This window comes from Butyrivibrio sp. DSM 10294, from assembly GCF_028539135.1.
Classification (GTDB): domain Bacteria; phylum Bacillota; class Clostridia; order Lachnospirales; family Lachnospiraceae; genus Butyrivibrio.
Genome location: NZ_JANSWL010000073.1, coordinates 199,981 through 222,135, shown reverse-complemented (window position 1 = coordinate 222,135; position 22,155 = coordinate 199,981). Strand labels below are relative to the sequence as shown.

Sequence of the window (22,155 nt, the reverse complement as noted above, 5' to 3'; positions counted from 1 at the left end):
AATCATAGTTTGTTGGGCAACCGCAATCGCAATCGCAAAACCAGCCTCCGCTTAAGCCGAGGCTGGTTACCGGCTTCGCCGGGAAGCGGCAAATTGCACCGCTGTGCAATTTGCCGCTTGATTTGGGATTGTTGTTTTTGTTACGAAGGGTGATGGTAGAAGGATAGGAAATAAGGAATTAACTATTTGTGGTGGTAGACAAGAACAGCTCCGGCTCTGCCTTGGGTGGATGTCAGTTAAGTAGTCCATTACATAGCGAAAGCACCGGAAAAACGCGCAGTTCTTGTACGACGACATGATTTTCAAGTCGAAAGGTTGAAGGAATGACGACTGTCCACGAATAGGTATGAGTAGGAGTCATTCCTTCGACATCGAGACTTAGAAAATCACGAGGCGCACGAAAACAAGTGTTTTTACGATGCTTTTGATGTGTAATGGACGGCCTGCAGGAAATACACACAAGGCAGAGCCGGAGCGTTATGGAAACCTATAATTATATTTAGCCTTCTACCTCAGCTTCGGTTTTGTGTATTTTGCGGGAGACTGAGGTTTTATCAGCCTTGAGTATGGGACTAAGCTGCTTGTACACCAAAAATGTAATAATACTGTCCGCAATACCCTTCAACAGATTGAACGGTGCAACACAAAGCGCACAGAATGTAAACAGATTGGTAACCGCAGGATTGATAGCTGTTCCCATCTCAATAAATGCATCAACTCCGCTACCGAACATTACCGCATAGGCAGGTAACAGGAAGAAGGCATTGAGAACTGCGCCAACAAAGGCTATGCATACGGTTCCGGCAAGGCAGCTGATAAGTGCTGTCTTTCTGCTCTTTTTGAATCTGTAGATGACGGTTGCGGGAACAACGAAGGCAGCTCCAACTACGAAATTGGCGATCTCTCCAACGAATCCGGAGGTTGTTCCCTGTATAAGAATATTGAGCATAACCTTCACGAACTCGATCATCACAGCAACCATGGGACCGCAGGCAAAGCCGCCGATAAGGGCCGGAATGTCGCTGAAATCAAATTTGTAGAAGGAAGGTGCAAAGAACAGCGGGAACTCAAAAAACATGAGCACAAAGGAAATTGCTGAAAATACACCGATAATGGCGATCTTCCTTACGCTGAACATAGCCTCAGCTCTTCCGTCTCTCTTAAGCTCTTCCTTTCTTGCAAGCTTCTCTACAATAAAGGTAACGAAGAAAGCTGCCAGGATCAAAAGAACCAGCGCAACAAAATGCTCCCAGTTCTGTGCTACGGTTGTAAGTAAATTCTGTTTTTCACTCATTTAATTTTCCTCTTTTCTCATCGGGTAATGTTGTTAGAAAATTGAGATAAAGAAAAATAAAAAGCTCCAAGTCACTACCTAGACCTGGGGCTGCCACAAGAATAAGAACTATTGTGCATTCTTCTCTCATCCAGACTATACTGTCGGTTTTGGAATCACACCAAATCAGCCGCCTAAGCGGGTCGCGGACTATACCGCCGGTTGGGAATCACACCCTGCCCCGAAGAATTATTATATGCATATACTAGCACAAATACCGAATTTGACAAGTACCTTACGTAAATTTATAATCAAATTATCTGTAATATTGATATAGTGACCTACTTTCGCAATTTCATTTATGAGGTTAAGATGAAGAGAGTTGTGACAAGAAAGCTGACACCGGGAATGGTGCTGGCCAATGATGTCTATACCTATGATTCATATATAAAACTTCTGGATAAAGGTATGGTTCTTGAGGATAAGGACATCGCAAGACTTGCCTTTTATTCTATTATCGATGTCCTGGTGGAAGATGACCCTGTAGAGGTGGTTGAGCCGAATATTTCCACGGCCTCGGGTCTATCCTATTCCGAGAGACTTAAAGAATCCAAAGAGTTTAAGGAGTTTCGTGCGGACTTTGAGGAATGTGCCTCAAGATTCGAGCATGCGATCAATGACCTTATCAATAACGATTCCAATTTTAATTTAGACAATATGATGGCCCCTATTTATGGGCTTCTGAAAAAAGGGCGAACTGCCACCAACATTTTTGACATGCTGCATAATCTTCGCATGTACGATGATGCCACCTATACCCACTGCATCAACGTGGCTCTTATAACCAATATTCTTGGACAGTGGCTGAAATGGAATGACGAGGAACTGGAGATAGCCACCCAGGCGGGGCTGTTCCACGATATCGGCAAGCTCATGATTCCCGACACCATCATCACCAAGCCCGGCAAGCTTACCAGCGATGAATTCTCAATTGTACAGACTCATCCTCAGAGAGGCTATGAGATACTAAGGCCCATAAACATCAGCACTCATGTTAAAAATGCAGCTCTCATGCATCACGAAAGATGCGATGGCACCGGTTATCCGCTTAAGATAAAGGGACCGCAGATTGACAGATTTGCCAAGGCTGTGGCCATAGCTGATGTATATGATGCCATGACCAGTGCCCGCCACTACAGAGGTCCCATGTGTCCCTTCATTGCCATTTCAATGTTTGAGGATGAGGGTCTTCACAAATATGACGCAGAGATAATCATGGTATTCCTTCAGAACATCGTTAACACCTATCTGCTGAATACTGTAAGGCTAAATACCGGAGAAATAGGTGAGATCATTTTTATCAACAAAACTCATTTATCAAGGCCCACCATAAAGGTCGGCGAGGATTACATCGATCTGAGCAAATGCCCCGGTGTTTATATCCAGGAAATAATATGATCCAAATCTCAAAACAAATACATACATAAACCGATACATAAAAAAACATGCATAAGTGGTAATCCACTTATGCATGTTTCATTTTAAACTTGGTTATCTCTCTGTCGGAATCAACCTTCTCAATCTGGGCTCCAAGCTCTCTTAGCTTGGCATCAAAGTCCTCATAGCCTCTCTCAATATACTTAATGTCTTCGACGGTTGAATATCCTTCTGCTGTAAGAGCCGCAATAACAAGCGCTGCGCCTGCTCTCAAGTCGGGAGCTGATATCACTGCTCCTGTATATTTGTCCACACCCTCAACAATAGCGGTGCTTCCCTCAACCTTGATGTTGGCTCCCATTCTGGTGAGCTCATCAACATATTTGAATCTGTTCTCGAAAATGCTCTCGGTAACAATGCTGATACCACTGGCAAGTCCCAGCGCAACGGTGATCTGGGGCTGCATATCCGTAGGATATCCGGGATACGGAAGAGTCTTCACATGAGTATTCTGAAGTCTCTTGGTAGCTACAACTCTTACAGCGTCGTCAGATTCATGTATCTGGCATCCCATCTCTATGAGCTTGGCACTTATGGACTCCAAGTGCTTGGGAATAACATTCTTGACTGTGATATCACCCTTGGTGGCAGCTGCTGCCATCATGAAAGTTCCGGCCTCGATCTGATCGGGTATAATGGTATATTCTGTGCCGTGAAGTCTCTCAACTCCGCGAATCCTGATAACATCAGTACCTGCGCCCTTGATGTCAGCTCCCATACTGTTAAGGAAGTTGGCAAAATCAACTACATGGGGCTCCTTGGCTGCATTCTCGATAATAGTCTTACCGGATGCCATTGCCGCAGCCATCATAATATTGATGGTAGCACCAACGCTGACAACATCAAGATAAATGTGGCTTCCAACCAGGGTGTCTGCTTTAGCTTCTATTATTCCGTGTCCGATATTGACCTTGGCTCCAAGAGCGGTAAATCCCTTGATATGCTGGTCGATAGGGCGAAGGCCTATGCTACAGCCTCCGGGAAGAACAACTCCGCCTTGCTTGTATTTGCCGAGCAGGGCTCCAAGGAAATAATAGGAACCTCTGATCTTCTTCATGTCATCGTTGTCAAAAATATAATCACGTATCTGTGAGGCATTGATCTTAACCGCATGTCTGCCGATTCTCTCAACGAAGGCTCCTGAGCTCTTCATTGCCTGAAGCATGGCATTGGTATCAGATCCATCATGCATATTGTCTATATACACGGTTTCGTCTGTCATGATAGAAGCCGCAAGAATAGCCAGTGCTGCGTTCTTGGCACCGCCGATCTCAACCTCTCCTACCAGAGGGATTCCGCCTTTTATAACATATTTTTCCATAAGAATCCTCTTAGCATAATGCACAAAAGCTTTTGTGCCGAATGCATATAAATTCCACTCAATAATTGTCAAAATTTCATAATCAGACAAAATATATTTATATCACATTTATGTACCAGTGTCAAAACAGACACTGAAGAAATTCTGTTAATTCAAGTAATTAAGCGGATTAACCTGAGATCCGTTAATTAGAATCTCAAAGTGAAGATGAGGTCCTGTGGATACACCGGTATTACCAGAAAGGGCGATCTTCTGTCCCTGCGATACAGACTGGCCTACGGATACAAGTACCTTGGACAGGTGTCCGTACCTGGTCTCCCTGCCGTCCGCATGCTTGATGTATACGCAATAACCATAGCCGCTTCCCCATCCTGCTCTTGTAACGCGGCCTGAAGAAGAAGCCACAACGGCAGTTCCCACAGGTGTAGCCCAGTCAACGCCCTTATGATAGGTGCTGGCTCCACGGGTAGGTGCATTTCTTCTTCCGAAGTGAGAAGTAAGTCGTCCGCCGGAAATAGGCTTGATGTAGGTAGGAGGCACAATGGTTCCTCTCTCCACAATCTTGGGAACAGCCTGATAGGTAATCTCTTCCTTCTCAATCTCCCTGCTGTTCTCGGCAGTGTCGGTATAGCTGATAAGTGCCACAACCTTTCTGTGACCGGCTGATGGCTCCTGGATAACCTTGGTCTGTGTGGTGTACCAGGAATTATTGTCAACGTACTGTACTTCCGCCTCGTAGTCCTCTTCGTAGTATTCCTGAATAGTATATACCACTGAAAGTTCAGGCTCGGGTACGGTTACGATAATTTCATCCTCAGGTCTGATCCTGGTGAACTCATCCTCAAGGGATTCGTTCATGGCAATAAGATCAGCCACGGTAAGGTCATACTGTACTGCGATGCTGCTGAGGGTATCGCCTGACTTAACCTCATAGATCTGATTGGTCTCTTTGTCCTTGGTGACATCATCAATAGCAGTGGACAGATCTGTGAGTTCTTCATTTGGAAGATAACTCTCCACGATCTCAACCTTGTCGCCAAAGTCTATGCTGACAAGTCCCAGCTCATAATCAGAGAAATCTCTGTCATAAGCGATAGGGGTTGCCTCATTTACAATATCGGATACGGTCTGGAAAAAGCCTGCTTCCGGCATACTGGTCTGGGCTATTTCCTCTTCCTTTTTGACCTCTTCCCTGCTCAGCACCTTGGGAGTAAGTACATTAACCTCTCTCGACTCGTCCAGCTCCAAAGATACTTCGTACTTATTCTCGGTATCATATGTAGCCAAAGCAGTGTTAAGAAGCTGCATTACTTCGTTAATACTGGCCAGATTGACTGAAAACTCATTTATCTTGATGGAATAGGCTCTGTTCAGAGTGCTCTTCTTGTTGGCATTGATAACGGCAACCATCTGCTTTGCCACATCTGCGGTGGAATCTACTTCAGCCCAGAGAACATTGCTTCCCTGGATACTGAGATCTGAGGCTGCGAGAGTAAGCTCATCGCTTCCCTTTGCGATCTGTCTTCTGGCACTTCTGAAGGCATCGTAGGCATCATTTTTGGATGCCACAACACCAACAACCTGATTGTTAAGTCTCACAGTAAAAATGTTATTTCCGCCCTTTTCAAACTTAACAAAGCTTGGCATAAACAAAATCCACAATGTGATAACCACCAAAGCAGAATGCAAAAACCATATCTTTATCTTTTTGTGAAACATTGTGTTGCTTGAATTCATACTAGGATATCTTTCTATAGTTCGTTTTTGTTAAATTATGCCGAAAAGTCTCAGCAAATTGATGACAAGATCAGCTCCTGCCACCAAAAGGGTGATGATAAGTACCGGAAGAACTGCTGTGTTCTTGGTCTCAACCCCGATCTGGATCGACTCAAGACGTCTTGCGACCTCCTTGAACTCATCCTTATTCTTCTCCTGATTCTTCTCAACAACTGCCTGAACGTTTCTGTATACCTGAACGCCGACATCGTGAATCCGGGTCTCATTGGCCTCGAGCAGCTCCTGATGTTCCTTGTAATCGGCCCTGAGCTCCTCAAGACTCTCTTTATATGCCTTGGCATCTGAGATCATCTCATTAAGATGCTGCTTGTATTCCTCTGCTGTAAGTTTGAAGTCCTCTGCGTTCTGCTTGAAATTATCGGCATTGGCACGAAGCTCCTCCATAAGAGCCTTGTAGTGCTCTGCCTCAAGTCTGATTCTCTCTGCTTCCTTGGCCTCAGCCTGTGAATTAGCCCTTATGATATCCTGAGCACCGATCTTTTCCGCAATCTTATTCATAAAGTTATCCACGTCATTCCCTCCCCAACCGTTCTTTTTTGCAACTTCAACTATAGTATCATACATTTATTATTAATTATTAACAAGATTGTTTTGGCAAAAACGAGTTTATTGGGCATTTTTACCCTTTGTTCATTTTTTGTTCATAATTTATTCATAATTGCCTTGTATATTATAAACATAGCCGATGGCAAACGGCTTCCAAACAACGAAAGATAGATTTTTTCATAATAGGGTAGGCGCGGAAACGTGTCTACCCACTCCTCATTTTATGAGGAGTTTTTTATTTTTTTCCATCTTCTATGGCCAGAATCTCTTCATTAAGTGACAACATTCTGGCATCCAGATCAGCTACCATCTTGGCACATTCGTGAAGCTCTGAATTAATATGATTGGGAGCCTTACCCTCAAATTTGTACTGAATCTTGTGCTCCAATGAAGCCCAGAAATCCATGGCAACGGTTCTTATCTGTATCTCAACCTTAACATTGACGATTCTGTCTGATAAGTACACCGGAAGAGAAACTATCATGTGATAGCTTCTGTAACCGCTCTTCTTGGGATTCATAATGTAGTCCTTGACAGTAAGAACCTGAATATCCTTCTGGTTACTTATCATCTCGGCTATTCTGTAAATATCAGAAGTAAAGGAACAGATGATACGAATGCCTGCGATGTCGTTGATATAGCGGACCATATTCTCGATGGTTGATTCGTATCCGTTTCTTTTGAGTTTCTTGACTATACTCTCGGGAGTCTTAACCCTTGCCTTAACGTGCTCGATGGGGTTGTATCTGTGAACCTCCTGAAACTCCTCGTTAAGGATCTCTATTTTGGTTGTAATCTGCTTGAGCGCAGAGTTGTACATAAGACTAACTTCTTCCCAGGAATGAATATCCTCTGAGATTTTGATATTGTTTGATGCAAGATCAAGTTCCATTTTTTCCCCTTTAATTCCGGAAATAATCCTTGTTCATGGCACAGGCGATAACCAGTGCCTTAGGCAGTTTCTTGTAATTTCTGCCAAGCTTGTACCCCATAAACCTGGCACCACACATAATAATGTAGTGAGGTATTAGATAGGCCTTGCCAATATGTTTAAAATGCTGAACAGTCTGTTTCACCATCTTCTTGCCTTCAGCTTCCGAACTGATCATGCCAAAGATCTCGGGATGATCGGTCTGTGAAACTCCAAGGTCAAAATTTCTGTGGAACTGCTGAGATACGCTGTAATTGTGGGAATGAATAACTCCAGCTTCAGGTACGTAGCAGATCGCATATCCCTTCTGACAGGCATTACCGGCATAGACCATATCCTCGTTAAAAATGGTTTTGTGAGTAAAACCACCAATTACATTATAAACGTCGCGCCTGTACATTGCACATACATTTGAGCAAAAATAGGTCTTAATTCCAAGTCTTCCCACATCTGCCTGGGTCTTCTTCATAGCCTCATTGGGATAGTTGAACTTCCTGGAATATCTCTCTGCAAGATTGCAGTCGCTCTTGGGATACTGCCTTGCATAGGCAGCTGCCACATCGCTATCCAGGGCCTTGGCAAGACTTGAGATAAGCATCTTATCCCTGGGAAAGGCATCCTGTGTCATCATAAGGAAATAATCCGCATCAGACAGGGCAACGCCCCTATTTCTGGTCTCTCCGTGATCAAACTCAGCCTTGGAGACATGCTCCACTATAATATTGTCATATTTGTCCAGGGGATTCTCTGAGCTGTCTGTAACAAGCTCATCCCAGTATTTGCGCTCAGTATTCATGATGATAATATGACCCGGGCGCACAGACTGGCTCTGAAGATCATCGATAAGTCTGAAAAGAGATATATCAGGCTTGTAGGTTGGAATAATTACGTCAACTGTATACATATAACCTCAACTCATAAAAAGAAAAAGGGGTTGGACCTCACAAGGCCCGGCCCCTTTAACATAATCAGTTCAAATACGGATCTGTGTCTGACTTGATCTTGTCGCTGTACTTCTGAACATCAGGTGATACAGTGTACTCGGAATCGTCAAACAAGAACTCATGAAGCCACTTAACATTGGAGGAAAGATCTGAAGGAATTACGCAGCTTCCCTTTTTACCGATGGTACCGGTGGCTCTCATGCTCTCCTCAGGGAATCCGTTATTGTCTACAACCTCGTAGTTGGCAATATTCTTGAGAAGTGCAAGGATCTCGGTAAGATCCAGTGATGTATAGGTCTCGTTAAAGGTCTTGTTGGCTACATCCTCAAGCTGTGAGAAGCTCATGCCCTTAGCCTTATCAAGACAAGCCATAAGTACTGTTCTCTGTCTCTCAGCACGTCTGAAATCATCACCTGCGGTATAACGGATACGGCAATAAGCTGTAGCCTGAAGTCCGTTAAGGGTCTGAAGTCCTGCACTGTTAACAGGTGTGTACTTAAGTCCCAGCTCTGAAGCCATTGTGGACTGATAGTTGTTAAGATGAGGAATCTCTGCGTCAGTAACCTCTATAGTCACACCGCCGAGGGCATCAACAACATCTGTAAGTCCTCTGAAACCGATGGTAATGAAATTCTTGATATCCATATCAAGATTCATGTTAAGCATTGAAATAGCCTGCTCAGGGCCGCCCTCTGCATAGGCTGCGTTACACTTGGTGTAAGAGTCATTGCTAAGGTTCAGGTAAGTATCACGGTAAACGGAACACAGCTTGATCTGTCCGTTCTCATTGTTGATGGATGCAATAATAATTGTATCTGATCTTGTATTCTTGGTAAGCTCTCCGTCACGGGCATCAACACCGAAAAGTGCGATATTGGTATATCCTGACATCTGCTCATTCTCAGCAACTGTCTCGTTGATACTCTGGCTGATTACCTCTTCGTCCATGTTAACCTTACCAACTTTGGTAACGTCAACCTTGAAGAACAATGTATAAGCTACAAGTACAAGAATACATGCGATAAGGATCTCTCCTACCAGAAGTGCTATTGCCTTGGTCTGGTTCTTTTTCTTCTTGGAAGGTCTTCTTCCTGACTGTGAAGGTCTTCCAGAACTCTTCCTTGCTGCCCCGGATCTTCCTGAGCCGTTCCTGGATGCTCCGTTACTCCTGGAAGCAGGTCTTGAACCCTGGCTCCTGCCGGATGAGGATGTTCTGCGGGTTCCCTGGGAAGATGCTCCCTGTGAGGATTTCCTTCTTACCGGTCTGTCCTCATAATCATCATAATCATCATATCTGTCATCTCGAGGCGGTCTTCTGTCGTTTCTGTCTTCTCTGTCATAATACTCGTCATCACGATTAGACATGTCAATTCTCCTTTTTCCCAATAAAACTTTTATGTGTAAAAGCAAAAACGCATACACTTGTATATTTTGCCACAAACAAAAGAAATATACAAGTATATGCGAAGCGCCAGCAAACATGCGGCTTGACGGCCACAATTAATATGCGTTTTTATTAAAGAGTCCGTACCTTAAAGTACCAAGAATTATCTTGAAATCGAAGGTCATGGTCCAGTTCTCGATATAGTAAATATCGTAGTCTATCCTCTTTCTGATGGAGGTGTCACCTCTGTAGCCGTTAATCTGGGCCCAGCCCGTAAGTCCGGGTCTTACCTGGTGTTTAACCATATATCTTGGTATCTGCTCCTTGAACTTCTCAACGAACTGAGGTCTCTCAGGTCTTGGTCCCACAAGGCTCATCTGTCCGATGAAAATGTTAAAGAGCTGAGGAAGCTCATCGATACTGTATTTTCTAAGGAAGGCACCAACGCCTGTAACTCTGGGATCTCCCTTGGTGGTCCAGCCCTTTTTCTCCTCGTCCTCAGTCTGAACCTTCATGGATCTGAATTTGTACATCATGAAGGGCTGTCCGCCCAGGCCGATCCTCTCCTGCTGATAAATAATCGGTCCCTTGCTGCTAAGCTTGACAGCTATGGCTGCGGCTATCATGATCGGTGATGTGAGCACTATTCCCACCAGTGAACCTACTATATCAACAAATCTCTTGGCCATCTTGTTAAAAGAGTTGGTAAGAGGAACATATCTGATATTGATGACGGGAAGTCCCTGAACATCTTCAGTATAGGGGTTACTTGGAAACAGCGAAGTATAATCAGGAATGAACTTGGTGTGAACACCTGACTTCTCACACTGGGCAACCAGTTCCTCCAGCCTGTCGTAGTCATCCAGAGGAAGGGTGATGGTGATCTCGTCGTAGTTACTGTTGGTAAGGTGGTCCTGAAGCTGATCTGTCTTACCCACAACCTTGATGCCGTGGTAGCTGGTTCCTATGGGAACGAAATCATCCAGAACGCCTGCTATATCGTAGCCCCACTGTGGATTCTCAAGGATCCTGCTGATATAAGCCTCTGCAGCCCTTGAATATCCCACCAGAAGAATGTGCTTGATGTTATAGCCTTTTTTCCTGATATATCTGAGGAACTTACGCAAAAGCCCATGGGCCAGAGTGGTCAGCGCTATATTGAGCACAAAAAATATACCAAGCATGGTTCGGGAAAAATGCTCCTGTTTAAGCATATATAAAAGAACCAGGAAGCCGATGATTCCCATCACATTGGCCTGAACAATATCCACGAACTCATTCCAGAGTCTCAGAGCTCTCCTTGAGGTGTAGAGCTGAACCATGTAGTACAGAAAAAGATATGAGGGCACAAGATAATAAAGCGCAGAAAAATAGGTGGACATAGAAAGCACACCGCCGGGGTTCTTGTCCCTGAAAATAGATTCAAATTTAAGATAATAGGACAACATATAAGAACCGGCTATGATAAGCCCGTCCACCACAACATGCGCCCTATTAAGATGTGTCTGGTTATCTTTTATCATTTAAACAATACCAATTCTTCTTAGACAGTTAAGCCACAGCTCAAGCTGCAGTTTAAGGCTGTTTAAGGCCTGCTTTCCTCTGAAAGGCACTCTTTTGCCATGGCCCTTGAATATCTTGGAAAAGCCGCTAAGAAGGCCCTTTATATGGGCTTTCCCCAACCCCTTTTTCACATAAAAAACATGCTTGATAATAATCCCTGTTATTATCAGCGGAAGATTAATCAAAACCTGTAAAAAAGGCATATTTTTATATATTAAGTATAAATTATTGGCTGCGGTAAGTTCAACCTTAAATGCATTGTGCCTTGATCCGCTGCTGCCGCTTCCTGCGTGATAGACTACCGCTGAGGGTTCCATCAGGTTCCTGTAGCCGTAGAGTCTTGCCCTGTAGCCAAGGTCCACATCCTCAAGATAGCAGAAATGCGCCTCATCGAAAAGTCCTACTTCCTCCAGCATGGACTTTCTGTAAATGGCAGCTCCGGCGCAGGAAGACGTTATATAAGTGCGTTTCCTGTATCTGTCTGAATCCTTGTCCTTGGAGGGTGCAAATGCCCAACCAAGAGCGCAGTAATAATCTCCTGCATCATCCACAAGATCCGGCGCCTTAAGCTGCAGCATCTTGGCCTGAGCGCTAAAAAGCGATCTGTTCTTGTCCATAACTCGAACAAGGGCCTCGATGGCTCTCTCGTCGCAGACAGTATCATTGTTCAGAAGGAAAACATACTCCGAGTCAGCGGCTCTGATACCGACATTAACCGCATTGGCAAAGCCCGTATTGTCCCCGAGTTCTATGAGACGTACCTCCGGGTGATTCTTCTTAACATAGGAAACACTGCTGTCCCCTGAACCGTTATCCACTATGATAACACAAAAATCTGTGTATGTTTGTTTTTTAAGGCTCCTAAGACAATCAGGAAGAAACCCAGCCCCATTGTAATTAGGAATTATCACGGTTACCTTATTCATTCTCAAACCCTTTTGACAACCTTGGGATCCCAGAGGATCCTGAGGCCTTTCTTTCGCACTTCCTCGCAGAACCTAAGGCTCATCTCCATCAGAACTTCATCTGTCATGGCCTCGAAATAGCTGTCGTTTACTCCGGCGGCAAAAAAGCTGTCGGAATAGGAAGTCTTGGTTATATCCTCAAATATTGGAATAAACTCGGGTCTTATGCTGATGCATCTGATATCAACGGCAGCGCAGTCCTGCTGCAGAACAGCCCTGTGCTGAGGGCCTCCGGAAAAGCCTTCCGGGAGTCTGTCGTAGACACGGCTTCCATCCTTTTTGTAGATGCCTCCGCAGATTCTTCCCTTTTTATCAAGAAGTTTGCCGCCTATGCAGCCCACATCTTTTCTGGAATTAAAAAAGTCTTCTGTATAATTGATCCTGTAAAAGCCAAGATGCTGCAGGGATTCCACATCCGCAGCGATATTGTTTTTGGTACAGAAGTCCAAAAGTGCGTTTTTGCCCGCCTCATAGGCATAGGTCTTGCTGGCGGGATTGGCCGCCGTGGATCCTCTGTGGCATCTCCAGTGATAGAGGACCTTGGCTATATGAACGATCTGATTGCCGGCTGCGGGCATTGTAAGCGCCGCCTCGCCGCAGGCCCTAAGGAACAGATCATAGTCCTGGGCTCCGTCATACTTGTCCCTGAGCTTGAGCCTTCTTATCACATCGGCTCTCATCACCGTGAAATGGCAGATATAATTATTGGACATTAGATAGTCCATATTAAAAGGGGGCTTAATATGGGGTTCATAGTAAACACCCTTGTTGTCGTCGTATTTATCCTCATCGGAATATATGAGTCTTAAGGGGCAGTCGCTGTATCTGGCCAGTTTGTTGGTCTTCATGCTCTTTCTTATGACCTTGGACACCTCATAGAGGGCATCGGGGGTAAGAAGATCGTCGTGGTCCAAAAGACCTATATAATCGCCCTGGGCCTTCTCAAGTCCCGCATTGGTATTACCTGATATTCCTCTGTTGACTCCCAGGTGATAATACCTGATCCTGGGATCCTTGTCAGCATATTCCTGTGCCATATCGGAACTACTCATGGAAGCATCGGCAAGCACCAGCTCCCAATTGCCGTAGGTCTGACCGATAACAGACTCAATCATCTCCTTAAGATATTTCTCGGGAGTGTTAAAAAGAGGAACCACAATACTGAATCTTACACAGTTCCCGGCCTGCATCAGCAGTTTGTACTCCTGCCTCTGTTCCTCAAGTACATCTTTTCCCAGCGGCTGGTATTTGTATTTATCTCTGAAATTATCTGAAACTCTCTCAAAGGCAGCAAAAAATGCGGCCTTAGCACCATTGCGTTTAGCATATGCTATTGTTTTTGAGACCGCATTTTTTATACCCATTTATTAGTATTTCTCCGATTTATTATTTTCGATCAATGAGCTCTGTGATCAGCCTTCAACTACAGCCTTAACAGCAGCTGTGAGCTCATCCTGAAGCTTGGCTGCATCCTCAAGTCCTGTTCCCTTAACGCCCATGTAGAACTTGATCTTGGGCTCTGTTCCGGAAGGTCTTGCGCAGCACCATGCGTCATTATCAAGCGCAAAGTACAGAACGTTGGATGTGGGAAGTCCTGTGTCGCCCTCTGCACCGGTGGCCATGTTAAGAGTCTTGTGAGTCTTGTAATCTCTAAACTCTTCAACCTTCCAGCTTCCGAAGGTCTTGGGAGGATTGCTCCTAAGCTTGTCCATAAGAGCTGCGATCTGCTCAGCACCCTCTTTGCCCTTCATGGTGATGGAGTACTGGCCTTCCTTGTAGTAGCCGTACTTCTCGTACATATCGATCATGGCATCCCATACGGTCTTGCCCTGTTTCTTATAAAATGCAGCGAGCTCGCAGAGCATCATAACTGCAACAACCGCATCCTTATCTCTTGCATGGGTTCCTGCAAGGCATCCATAGGACTCCTCGAGACCGAATACGTAGTTGTGGGACTGGCCGTTCTGCTCAAAGAGCTTGATCTGCTCTCCGATGTACTTAAAGCCTGTAAGAACTTCGATATAGTGAAGTCCGTACTTCTCGGCAACAGCCTTGGCCATATTGGTGGTAACGATAGTTGTTACGAAAGCAGGGTTAACAGGCATTGTTCCTGTTGCCTCACGTTCTCTTAAGATATAATCACCGATGAGCATTCCGGACATATTTCCTGTGAATGCAACATATTCTCCTGTCTTGGCATCCTTAGCATAGATTCCGAGTCTGTCTGCATCGGGGTCTGTTGCAAGAACGATGTCGGCATCCTTCTCTTTTGCCAGCTTGAGAGCAAGTTCGAAGGCCTTGGGATCCTCAGGATTGGGATATGCAAGGGTTGTGAAATTGGGATCGGGTTTCTCCTGCTCAGGTACTACGAATACATTCTTGAAGCCAAGCTCCTTAAGTACTCTTCTGACAGGAAGGTTACCTGTTCCGTTAAAGGGTGAATAAACGATGGTGAACTTGTCAGCCATCTCGTCGATGACATCCTTGTGGATGATCTGCTTCTTGAGCTCAACCATGTACTTGTCATCAATCTCTTCGCCGAAGGAAACATAGAGTCCCTTGGCAATAGCCTCGTTCTTATCCATTGTAAGAACATCGTGGTAGTCTGTGATCGCAACTACTTCGTCGATGATTCCTGTATCATGAGGAGGTGTAACCTGTGCGCCGTCCTCCCAATATACCTTGTAACCGTTGTACTCAGGCGGATTGTGAGATGCGGTAACCATTACGCCTGCGATGCATCCAAATTCTCTGAGGGCAAAAGAAAGCTCCGGAGTGGGACGAAGGATATCGCTCACATATGCCTTGATGCCGTTGGCTGCGAGGCAAAGCGCCGTCTCATCCGCAAATTCGGGAGAAAATCTTCTGCAATCATAGGAAATTGCAACCCCCTTAGTTGCTGCATCAGGTCCGCCGTGCTTCTTGATATAGTTGGCAAGGCCCTGAGTAGCCTTTCTTACTGTGTATTTATTCATTCTGTTGGTACCTGCGCCGATAACTCCGCGAAGTCCGCCCGTACCAAATTCAAGTTCTCTGTAAAATCTGTCTTCCACTTCAGCCTCATCATTTCTGATAGCCAGAAGTTCCTGCTTGGTCTCCTCATCAAAGTATGAGTCATTAAGCCAGTATTCCAATTGTTTCTGTGCGTCGCTCATTCCTGTTCCTCCTCATTAGTTGTAAACCCTGTATTATTTCATATTATATCACAGCAAAACCGTCACTGTGTGCGCAGACTTGAGTATCCTTCCACATTCAGACTGAAATCGCTTCGATCCAGTGAGAAATTGGGATTATAGTAGGGATCCCCCTTATCAAGCACAGCCTTCCATTTGGTGCGGAAATGCTCTGATTCCGATTCATAGCGCCTTGCGTTCTCTCCCTCAAGGTCAAGACCTCTTGAAAGTGATTCGTAGTGGAAGAGCTCTGCAAAAGGTGTAAATACGTTGAGATACCCTTTTTCCCTGAGCTTAAGACAAAAGTCCACATCGTTAAGGCTAACTGCGAAGTCCTCGCCAAAGCCGCCGACTTCGTCATATTTGGCTCTGCTTACCATAAGGCATGCGCCGGTAACTGCGCTGACATCCTGTGCATAGCAAAGTCTTCCCATATATCCAAGGTTCATTCCGGCCTGACCGTAGTGTGAATGTCCGGCTGTTCTGTGGGCTCCGAGTTTAAGCACAACTCCTGCGTGCTGAATCTTTCTGTCGGGGAAATAGAGCTTGGCTCCGACAGCTCCCACATCGGATCTCTGAGCATACATCAGAAGCTCTTCCATCCAGTTAACGGTAATAACCTGTGTGTCGTTATTTAAAAGAATGATATACTCGCCGCTTGAATGCTGAACTCCGTAGTTCACAACAGCTGAGTAGTTAAACGCAGGCTTAGTGCCATCAGCGTTAAGATGCTGACCGTTCTCGTAATAGTCAACTACTTTGACAATGTCCTTAAGAGAGCCGTTTCTGAGCTCCTCATAATAACCCTTAATCTCTGAGCCCTTGCTGCCGTTCTCAACAACAATGATCTCATAATTGTCATACACTGACTTCTCATATATTGAATCAATGCATCTCTTAAGATCTTCCTTGTGCTCGCAGGTAGGGATAACAATGGAAATCTTGGGCGTTCCCTGTACCTCGTAGGTGATCTTGAATATCGTTTCAAAGGCCCTTGTGCTTGTGATCTTGAAGTGGTCGTAGCCGTGACGTCTTAAGTGATCCGCAACGGCGCCCTTGGCAGCATCAATCGCATAGGGCTTGGCATTGATATCCGAAGCAACAGAGCCCGCATGGGATCTCCAGTAATACAAAAGCTTGGGAACATGAACTATATGCTCTGCCCTATCCGTAAGTCTGAGGATCATGTCGTGGTCCTGGCTTCCGTCAAACTTGGTCCTGAACAGCTCTGTGCCGTCAAGAAGCGTTCTCTTGAATACGCTGAAATGGCAGATATAGTTGTTGGCCCTAAGATTATCTATGGCGTAGTCAGGTTTGAAGTGCATGGTGATCATCTTGTTGATGTCATCGCCCTTGAAGGTAGTCTCGTCGCAGTAGATATAATCTGCCTTCTCTTCATTGATAGCCTTCACATACCAGTAAAGAGCCTCAGGATGAAGAATATCATCATGGTCAAAAAGACCGATGTACTCGCCCTCTGCAAGTTCCAGGCAGTGGTTGGTATTACCTGATATTCCCTCATTCCTTTCAAGCTTCATGTAGGAAATACGGCAACTACCGTCAGGTCTTAGTGCTCTTGAATCTGCCTGATATTCCTTGACAATGGAATATACAAGGCCGATGTGCTCTGCATCTGAACCGTCCGCAAGGCACAGCTGCCAGTTGTTGTAGGTCTGATCGAGGCATGAACTGATCATGTCTCTGAGGAACTTCTCCGGTGTGTTGTACAAAGGAACCAGTATAGAGATCAGAGGTCTGTATTCAAACACTGTCTCCTGCTGCTGTTTCCTGGTGGCCTCATCAGGGAAACTCTCGGTTCCGTAGTGGGTCATTGCCTTTTTCTCGATCTGCTTGTACTTGACCTTGGCGATCACTCCCTTAAGAGATCCCTGGTTCCTGACTCTGTCCCTCTGCCTTATAACCCAGTGCATGGCATTTCTGGCAGGGGTGCTGGCCTTCCAGATGGGATTATTCTTGATCCTGTCCAGCTTGAACTGAAGCTCCTGGTTCTTGTCCTCCAGCTCGGCAATACGCTCCGCAAGGTCGGCGCTCTTTAATTTCTCCCGCTCGTAGGCGGCCTTAAAATCTTTTTCTTCTGACATATTACTTCCTTGTTTGGTTTATTACTATTTCTTTCCTTATGTGTGTTTAGTCATTGAATGATCTACTATCGTGATGAGAATACGGATTGCTCCGCAAAAAGCGCTCTCGCGATCCTACACACATGCGGAAATTGCCATGCTCGTTGCACTTCGCATGCCTTCTTTCCTTATGTGTGTTTAGTCATTGAATGATCTACTATCGTGATGAGAATACGGATCACTCCGCAAAAAGCGCTCTCGCGATCCTACACACATGCGGAAATCGCCATGCTCGTTGCACTTCGCATGCCTTCTTTCCTTATGTGTGTTTAGTCTTCAAAGTGATACATGAGCTCTTGCAAGCAAGGCTATGTATCACCTTGAATCCTTTATTCTCATCACGTTTGGAACCCAGTTTATGAGTTTGAGGCGGCTGGTTTTGTCGGTGGCGAGCATGCCGATTTGGTAATAGCCTGAAGGCAGGACGCCCTTTTCGATCTTAACCTTGTAGCCTGTGAGGTCAACATTGACCTGATCCTGGAGCCTCACTCTGATGTCAGGCCTATACCAGGTATATATAGGGAAACTGTAAACCTTGGGTCCCACAGGTCCCGCTCCGTTCTCGTAGCGTTCCACAAGACGAAGAAGCAGCTTTCTTTCAAAAAGAGCATTGTCGGAGCCGATGACAAAGCTGTAGCCCTTAAGATAATAGCCTTCCTCATTGCCCTCAGCATTGACGCCGTAGAGCCAGTTGTCCAGGGCTGCGTTGTACTCACAGCCAATCCTTAAGCACTGATCTTCTCTGGCCCCTTTGATTCCCTTGTCGTGGATACTGCATATGGAATAGGGAATGTCCTCAACAGGGGTGTAGTCCTCTCTCGGAATGATTGCCGAAATAGTCTCATCCTCTGTAAGATGTGGGCTGTAGAAGGGGTCCACATTGTAGAGATGTGCATGGCGTCTCATAAGAGTATCGCCCTCTACGGCAAGTCTCTCCATCTTCTTGGGGTCAAGGTTATCAAGACCTCTGGAAAGGGACTCATGGTGCTTAAGATATATATGATTACAGCACAGGTTGTAGTAACCCTTCTCAAAAATGCTGTAGCAAAAATCAACATCGTTAAAGGCCACCTTCAGCTCTTCCGGGAAGCCTCCCACATCCCTGAACTTCTGCCTGCTGATCATAAGACAGGCCGCAGTTGCACCGATGGTGTTGTGGATTCCTCTGTTGTAGCCGAAATAATGGCTCTTGTTGTCGTGCATCTTCTGAAGCTTGTGCACGGGACCTCTTCTCACATTGGCAATGCCCGCATGCTGAATAAGGTCTGTATCGGGGTAGATAAGCTTGGCTCCCACGGCTCCCACATGCTTAAGCTGAGCCTGGGACAGCATCTCGCGCATCCAGCCTTCCTTCACAGCCTCTATGTCATCATTCATGAAAAGAAGATACTCACCCCTGGTATTCTTAACACCCTTGTTGCACATAGCGGAGAAGTTGAATTCATCCAACTTGTACAGGTAATTGATATGGGTAAGTCCGTTTTTCTTAGGGATCTTGCCTATGAAAACGCCATACCTGACGCGGTTCTTGGCATCGCTTCCATTATCAAGGACAACAATATCGTAGGTGATATTGGGCTCGCCCCCGGTGGTCTCAACAATGGACTCAAGGCAGCGCCTAAGCACCTCGGGATGATCCTTGGAAGGAATGATGATGGAAACCGTTGTGGGTTTCAGCAGCATATGTCTGGAATTATGGAAGGACCTTCCGTAAAAGACATCCTGTTCGGGGTTCCTATGGAAAAGAACTTCTCTGATATGTCCGATAGGGAAATCCAGTCCTGTTCGCTTGGCGAAGGCATGCTCATGAAGAGCGATCATGCAGAATAAAACATCCGCAGAAAGAAGGGAAGCTTCAAGTCCCACCTGCTCCGGTGAATTGCGCTTGTTGGCAGTTCCACCCAGCATTCTCACAGCGCCGTCATATTCGCCGTCGGAGGCATGCATTACAGAAGCACGGCAGGCAAAGAAGCTGCCGATATAAAAAGCATTAAGATATGAATCCGGGGACCAGTCGGGCTTAAAGAAGGGATGGATATATTTTCCTCCCTTGCCGATCTCGTCCTCGTCTCCGTATACAAGATTATGTTCGGGATGAGCGATAAAATACTGTTTGACCACCTCTGTAGCCCTTCTGGTAAGTTTACCCTTGGGGCTGACAAAGAGGTATACCACGGACTCATCTTCCTTGTTCTCGGAAATATCCCAGACCTTGGAATAAGGTATCACCTTGACCTTGGGCTCAGGAAGCTTGTGGGGCACGATCTCCCCGGTGGGAAGAGTCTCGTAGCTGACAGGCGCCTCTGCAGGGACAACACTCTGTTTCTCAATAGCGTGCTGCCACTTGTCGTAGGCTGAAGATTTACTGCTTACAGCTTTTTTGTATTTAGTTGTTCTGCCCTTTACAAGAACAGCCTTGGCTAAATCTTTAAGCATAATCCCCCTTTAATACTCCTCGTCATCTCTAAAATAGCGTTCCTCACGCTTTTGCTTTATCTTTTTGCCGATCTTCTTAATAAGATTGTCGGCGGGTGACTTCTCCTCTTTGCGGTTCTGCTGCTCAAGGGATTCCACAATGGCAGCTGCCGAAGACAGAGGAATAAGTGTCGTTATGAGCTTGACCTTAAGATGGTTTCTCTCCTGAACCACCAGATTCTCGCCCGTAAGCCCGAATTCAATGTTCGGGTCACCTGTATCAAAGATCATGGAATCATCCGATATCCATTCCCCATTAACCGGATGAATCGAAACATCCACGTCGGAATCGGATAAGCTCGCACCGTTCCAGGTGGCATCTGCTATCGTCACAAGACAGGGTGCGAAAGCGGGATCTATTCTAACAACCCTGCATCTTGAATCAACTCTGATATCCAGCTCAACAGTGCTGTTATCGTCGTACTGCTCCTCAGGGAAAATGCTGTCGTCCTCTGAGTAGCCATCGCCGGTATCAAGATATATCTGGAGGCAGTCAGCGGGTCTTGCAGCCTCTACCTTGGTGTTGATATCCTTGGGAACCGTGATCTTTCTTCCGATCTTTTTCCAGATCTCAACCATGGACATTCTATTGCCGGTGACATATTTCTGGAAGGCATATTCCTCTTCGATAAGCCCCTTGATATCCTCTTCGGATAAGCCGAGCCTCTGGAAAACAGGCTTGGGATCGAACTTCTCTCTCTTTCTGTCCTCAAGTCTGTAACAATACAGAGCTCTCCATACCTGTTCCCTCGGAGGTATGCATTTTCCGTAGGTCCACTCATAATCTATTATAGTCCAAATAGGGCCATTGACCATAATATTTGAGAAAATAAGGTCATAATCAGACACAGGATAGGTATCCTTGTAGCTGATCCTTCTGATGTATTCGTTAAGAAGAGCATTGAAGCCCTCCATATCATCCTTGTCTATGCACTGATCAAGAAGGGATGCCAGCGGAACTCCGTTTACGAAGGAGAAGATCGCACAGCCCTCTTTCTCATTGATCTGACAGTCGTTGATCTCAAGGTCTCCGCCTCTGAACTTCTCAACAAGTCCCACATAGGCGTCTCTTATGCTGTAGACATGCTCCTTGGCAGCCTCTGTAAGGGGATATTTCTTGATAATCCTTCTGCCTGCTCTGTCAATGGCAATGTCGGTTCTTATCTTGAACTCATCAACTCTGTCGTTGCTGTATTTGCTGTAGATGGTGTCAAAGCCCGGGCCCAGAATAACTTCAAAGGAGTTGGCAAAATCAGGATACATACCGTCCTTAACAAGATCCTCATAGGCATGCTTCTCATTAAACAGAACAAGTCTGTCCCTGTCATAGTTCCTGACGTTATCCTGAAGCTCTCCGAATTTCGGGAGATATGAATCGGAGTGAAGGAGAGTCATAAGCTTGTAATCCGGATAAGGATAATAGAAATGATACTCATTCATTCCGCATTTTTTGAATATATTAATAAGACCGTTCCTTGTGAAGGTCTTGGCAACGCTGTCTGAGGAATAGCCCTCGATTCCGGAGAAATAGGTTCCAAGGTGATCCTCGGCGCAGCCTGCAAAGTACTTAAGTCCCAGACGGTTCTCAATGGCGATGACGATTCTTCCGCCCTTCTTCAGATGCCTTCCGAGCATTCTAAGAAATCTCTCGTAGGGGTTGTCGGTTCCAATGTAGCCCTGTCCGTACTCAAATACTCCGATAAGAAAAATGTAATCGAAATCCCTGGGAAGATCCGGCTCAATGTCACGGAAATTACCAACATGGATAGTCACGTTATCGCAGTCGCTGTTTCTGGTGGCATTGATCTCTGAACGTCTTCTGGAAAGATCGCAGGCCACAACAGAGCCGGCCTTCTGTGACAGCATACCGGTGATGGCGCCGCACCCTGAGCCAACCTCAAGGACCTTGGCTTTTTTGTCCATGGGGATCCACTCAACAATGTTGGCTCTCTGCTCGGACAGATGATAGAGAATGGGCCAGTTGCCCCTCTCCTCGATGACCTTGTTGTATTCTTCCTTCTTGTATTTTTTTACAATCTCAAGAAGCTCGTTCTCAATAGCTCCGTCGCTATAGAGATCGACCCCGGAATAATGTTTGAAATTCAGTGTGACCTTGCCAATCTTAACTTCTTCCTGCATTTGCTT

At 45.6% G+C, this 22,155-nt stretch carries 15 protein-coding genes and 1 riboswitch; of the genes, 1 reads left to right on the top strand and 14 read right to left on the bottom strand.

All coding sequences use genetic code 11. The features are described 5' to 3' along the window. Positions 1-499: 499 nt before the first annotated feature. Positions 500-1,294, bottom strand: coding sequence for an ECF transporter S component (locus NXH67_RS09145; protein WP_272797195.1), 795 nt, complete (start codon positions 1,292-1,294; stop codon positions 500-502). Between the two features lie 114 nt (positions 1,295-1,408). Next, positions 1,409-1,526: riboswitch (FMN riboswitch) on the bottom strand. A 119-nt stretch (positions 1,527-1,645) separates the two neighbouring features. Here NXH67_RS09145 and NXH67_RS09140 point away from each other — a divergent pair. Continuing rightward, complete coding sequence (locus NXH67_RS09140; RefSeq protein ID WP_272797194.1) at positions 1,646-2,731, top strand: HD-GYP domain-containing protein; 1,086 nt, start codon at positions 1,646-1,648, stop codon at positions 2,729-2,731. A 67-nt stretch (positions 2,732-2,798) separates the two neighbouring features. Here the strand turns inward: NXH67_RS09140 and NXH67_RS09135 are convergent, their stop codons facing one another. The 13 genes from NXH67_RS09135 to NXH67_RS09075 all read right to left on the bottom strand — a co-directional run bounded on the left by NXH67_RS09135 (position 2,799) and on the right by NXH67_RS09075 (position 22,149). Continuing rightward, on the bottom strand, positions 2,799-4,091 hold the full coding sequence (locus NXH67_RS09135; protein ID WP_022779730.1) for a UDP-N-acetylglucosamine 1-carboxyvinyltransferase: 1,293 nt from the start codon (positions 4,089-4,091) through the stop codon (positions 2,799-2,801). 147 nt (positions 4,092-4,238) lie between these two features. Continuing rightward, positions 4,239-5,738: a peptidoglycan DD-metalloendopeptidase family protein gene (locus NXH67_RS09130; protein WP_272797193.1), complete on the bottom strand. Its 1,500-nt coding sequence runs from the start codon at positions 5,736-5,738 to the stop codon at positions 4,239-4,241. 120 nt (positions 5,739-5,858) lie between these two features. Continuing rightward, positions 5,859-6,386, bottom strand: a complete 528-nt coding sequence (locus NXH67_RS09125) for a hypothetical protein (RefSeq protein WP_272797192.1) — start codon at positions 6,384-6,386, stop codon at positions 5,859-5,861. Positions 6,387-6,669: 283 nt separating this feature from the next. After that, the gene (locus tag NXH67_RS09120) at positions 6,670-7,326 is read right to left on the bottom strand and encodes a GTP pyrophosphokinase (protein WP_272797191.1); all 657 of its coding nucleotides are present in this window, start codon (positions 7,324-7,326) and stop codon (positions 6,670-6,672) included. A gap of 10 nt (positions 7,327-7,336) precedes the next feature. Then, entirely contained in the window at positions 7,337-8,269 is a 933-nt protein-coding gene (locus NXH67_RS09115; RefSeq protein ID WP_022779734.1) for a glycosyltransferase family 2 protein, read from the bottom strand. 64 nt (positions 8,270-8,333) lie between these two features. Then, entirely contained in the window at positions 8,334-9,674 is a 1,341-nt protein-coding gene (locus NXH67_RS09110) for an LCP family protein (protein ID WP_272797190.1), read from the bottom strand. 135 nt (positions 9,675-9,809) lie between these two features. Continuing rightward, positions 9,810-11,216 carry an undecaprenyl-phosphate glucose phosphotransferase gene (locus NXH67_RS09105; RefSeq protein ID WP_022779736.1) on the bottom strand — a complete coding sequence of 469 codons (1,407 nt, stop codon included), beginning with the start codon at positions 11,214-11,216 and terminating at the stop codon, positions 9,810-9,812. Next, positions 11,217-12,182 (bottom strand): glycosyltransferase family 2 protein, encoded by a 966-nt coding sequence (locus NXH67_RS09100; protein ID WP_272797189.1) that lies wholly within the window; start codon positions 12,180-12,182, stop codon positions 11,217-11,219. Between the two features lie 2 nt (positions 12,183-12,184). Further along, positions 12,185-13,585, bottom strand: a complete 1,401-nt coding sequence (locus NXH67_RS09095; protein WP_272797188.1) for a glycosyltransferase family 2 protein — start codon at positions 13,583-13,585, stop codon at positions 12,185-12,187. Between the two features lie 48 nt (positions 13,586-13,633). Further along, positions 13,634-15,376: a phospho-sugar mutase gene (locus NXH67_RS09090; RefSeq protein ID WP_022779738.1), complete on the bottom strand. Its 1,743-nt coding sequence runs from the start codon at positions 15,374-15,376 to the stop codon at positions 13,634-13,636. 62 nt (positions 15,377-15,438) lie between these two features. Then, on the bottom strand, positions 15,439-17,496 hold the full coding sequence (locus tag NXH67_RS09085; protein WP_272797187.1) for a glycosyltransferase family 2 protein: 2,058 nt from the start codon (positions 17,494-17,496) through the stop codon (positions 15,439-15,441). 354 nt (positions 17,497-17,850) lie between these two features. Next, positions 17,851-19,971 carry a glycosyltransferase gene (locus NXH67_RS09080; protein WP_272797186.1) on the bottom strand — a complete coding sequence of 707 codons (2,121 nt, stop codon included), beginning with the start codon at positions 19,969-19,971 and terminating at the stop codon, positions 17,851-17,853. Positions 19,972-19,980: 9 nt separating this feature from the next. Continuing rightward, a complete protein-coding gene (locus NXH67_RS09075) occupies positions 19,981-22,149 on the bottom strand; it encodes a class I SAM-dependent methyltransferase (protein ID WP_022779669.1) in 2,169 nt (722 codons plus the stop codon). Between the last annotated feature and the right edge of the window lie 6 nt (positions 22,150-22,155).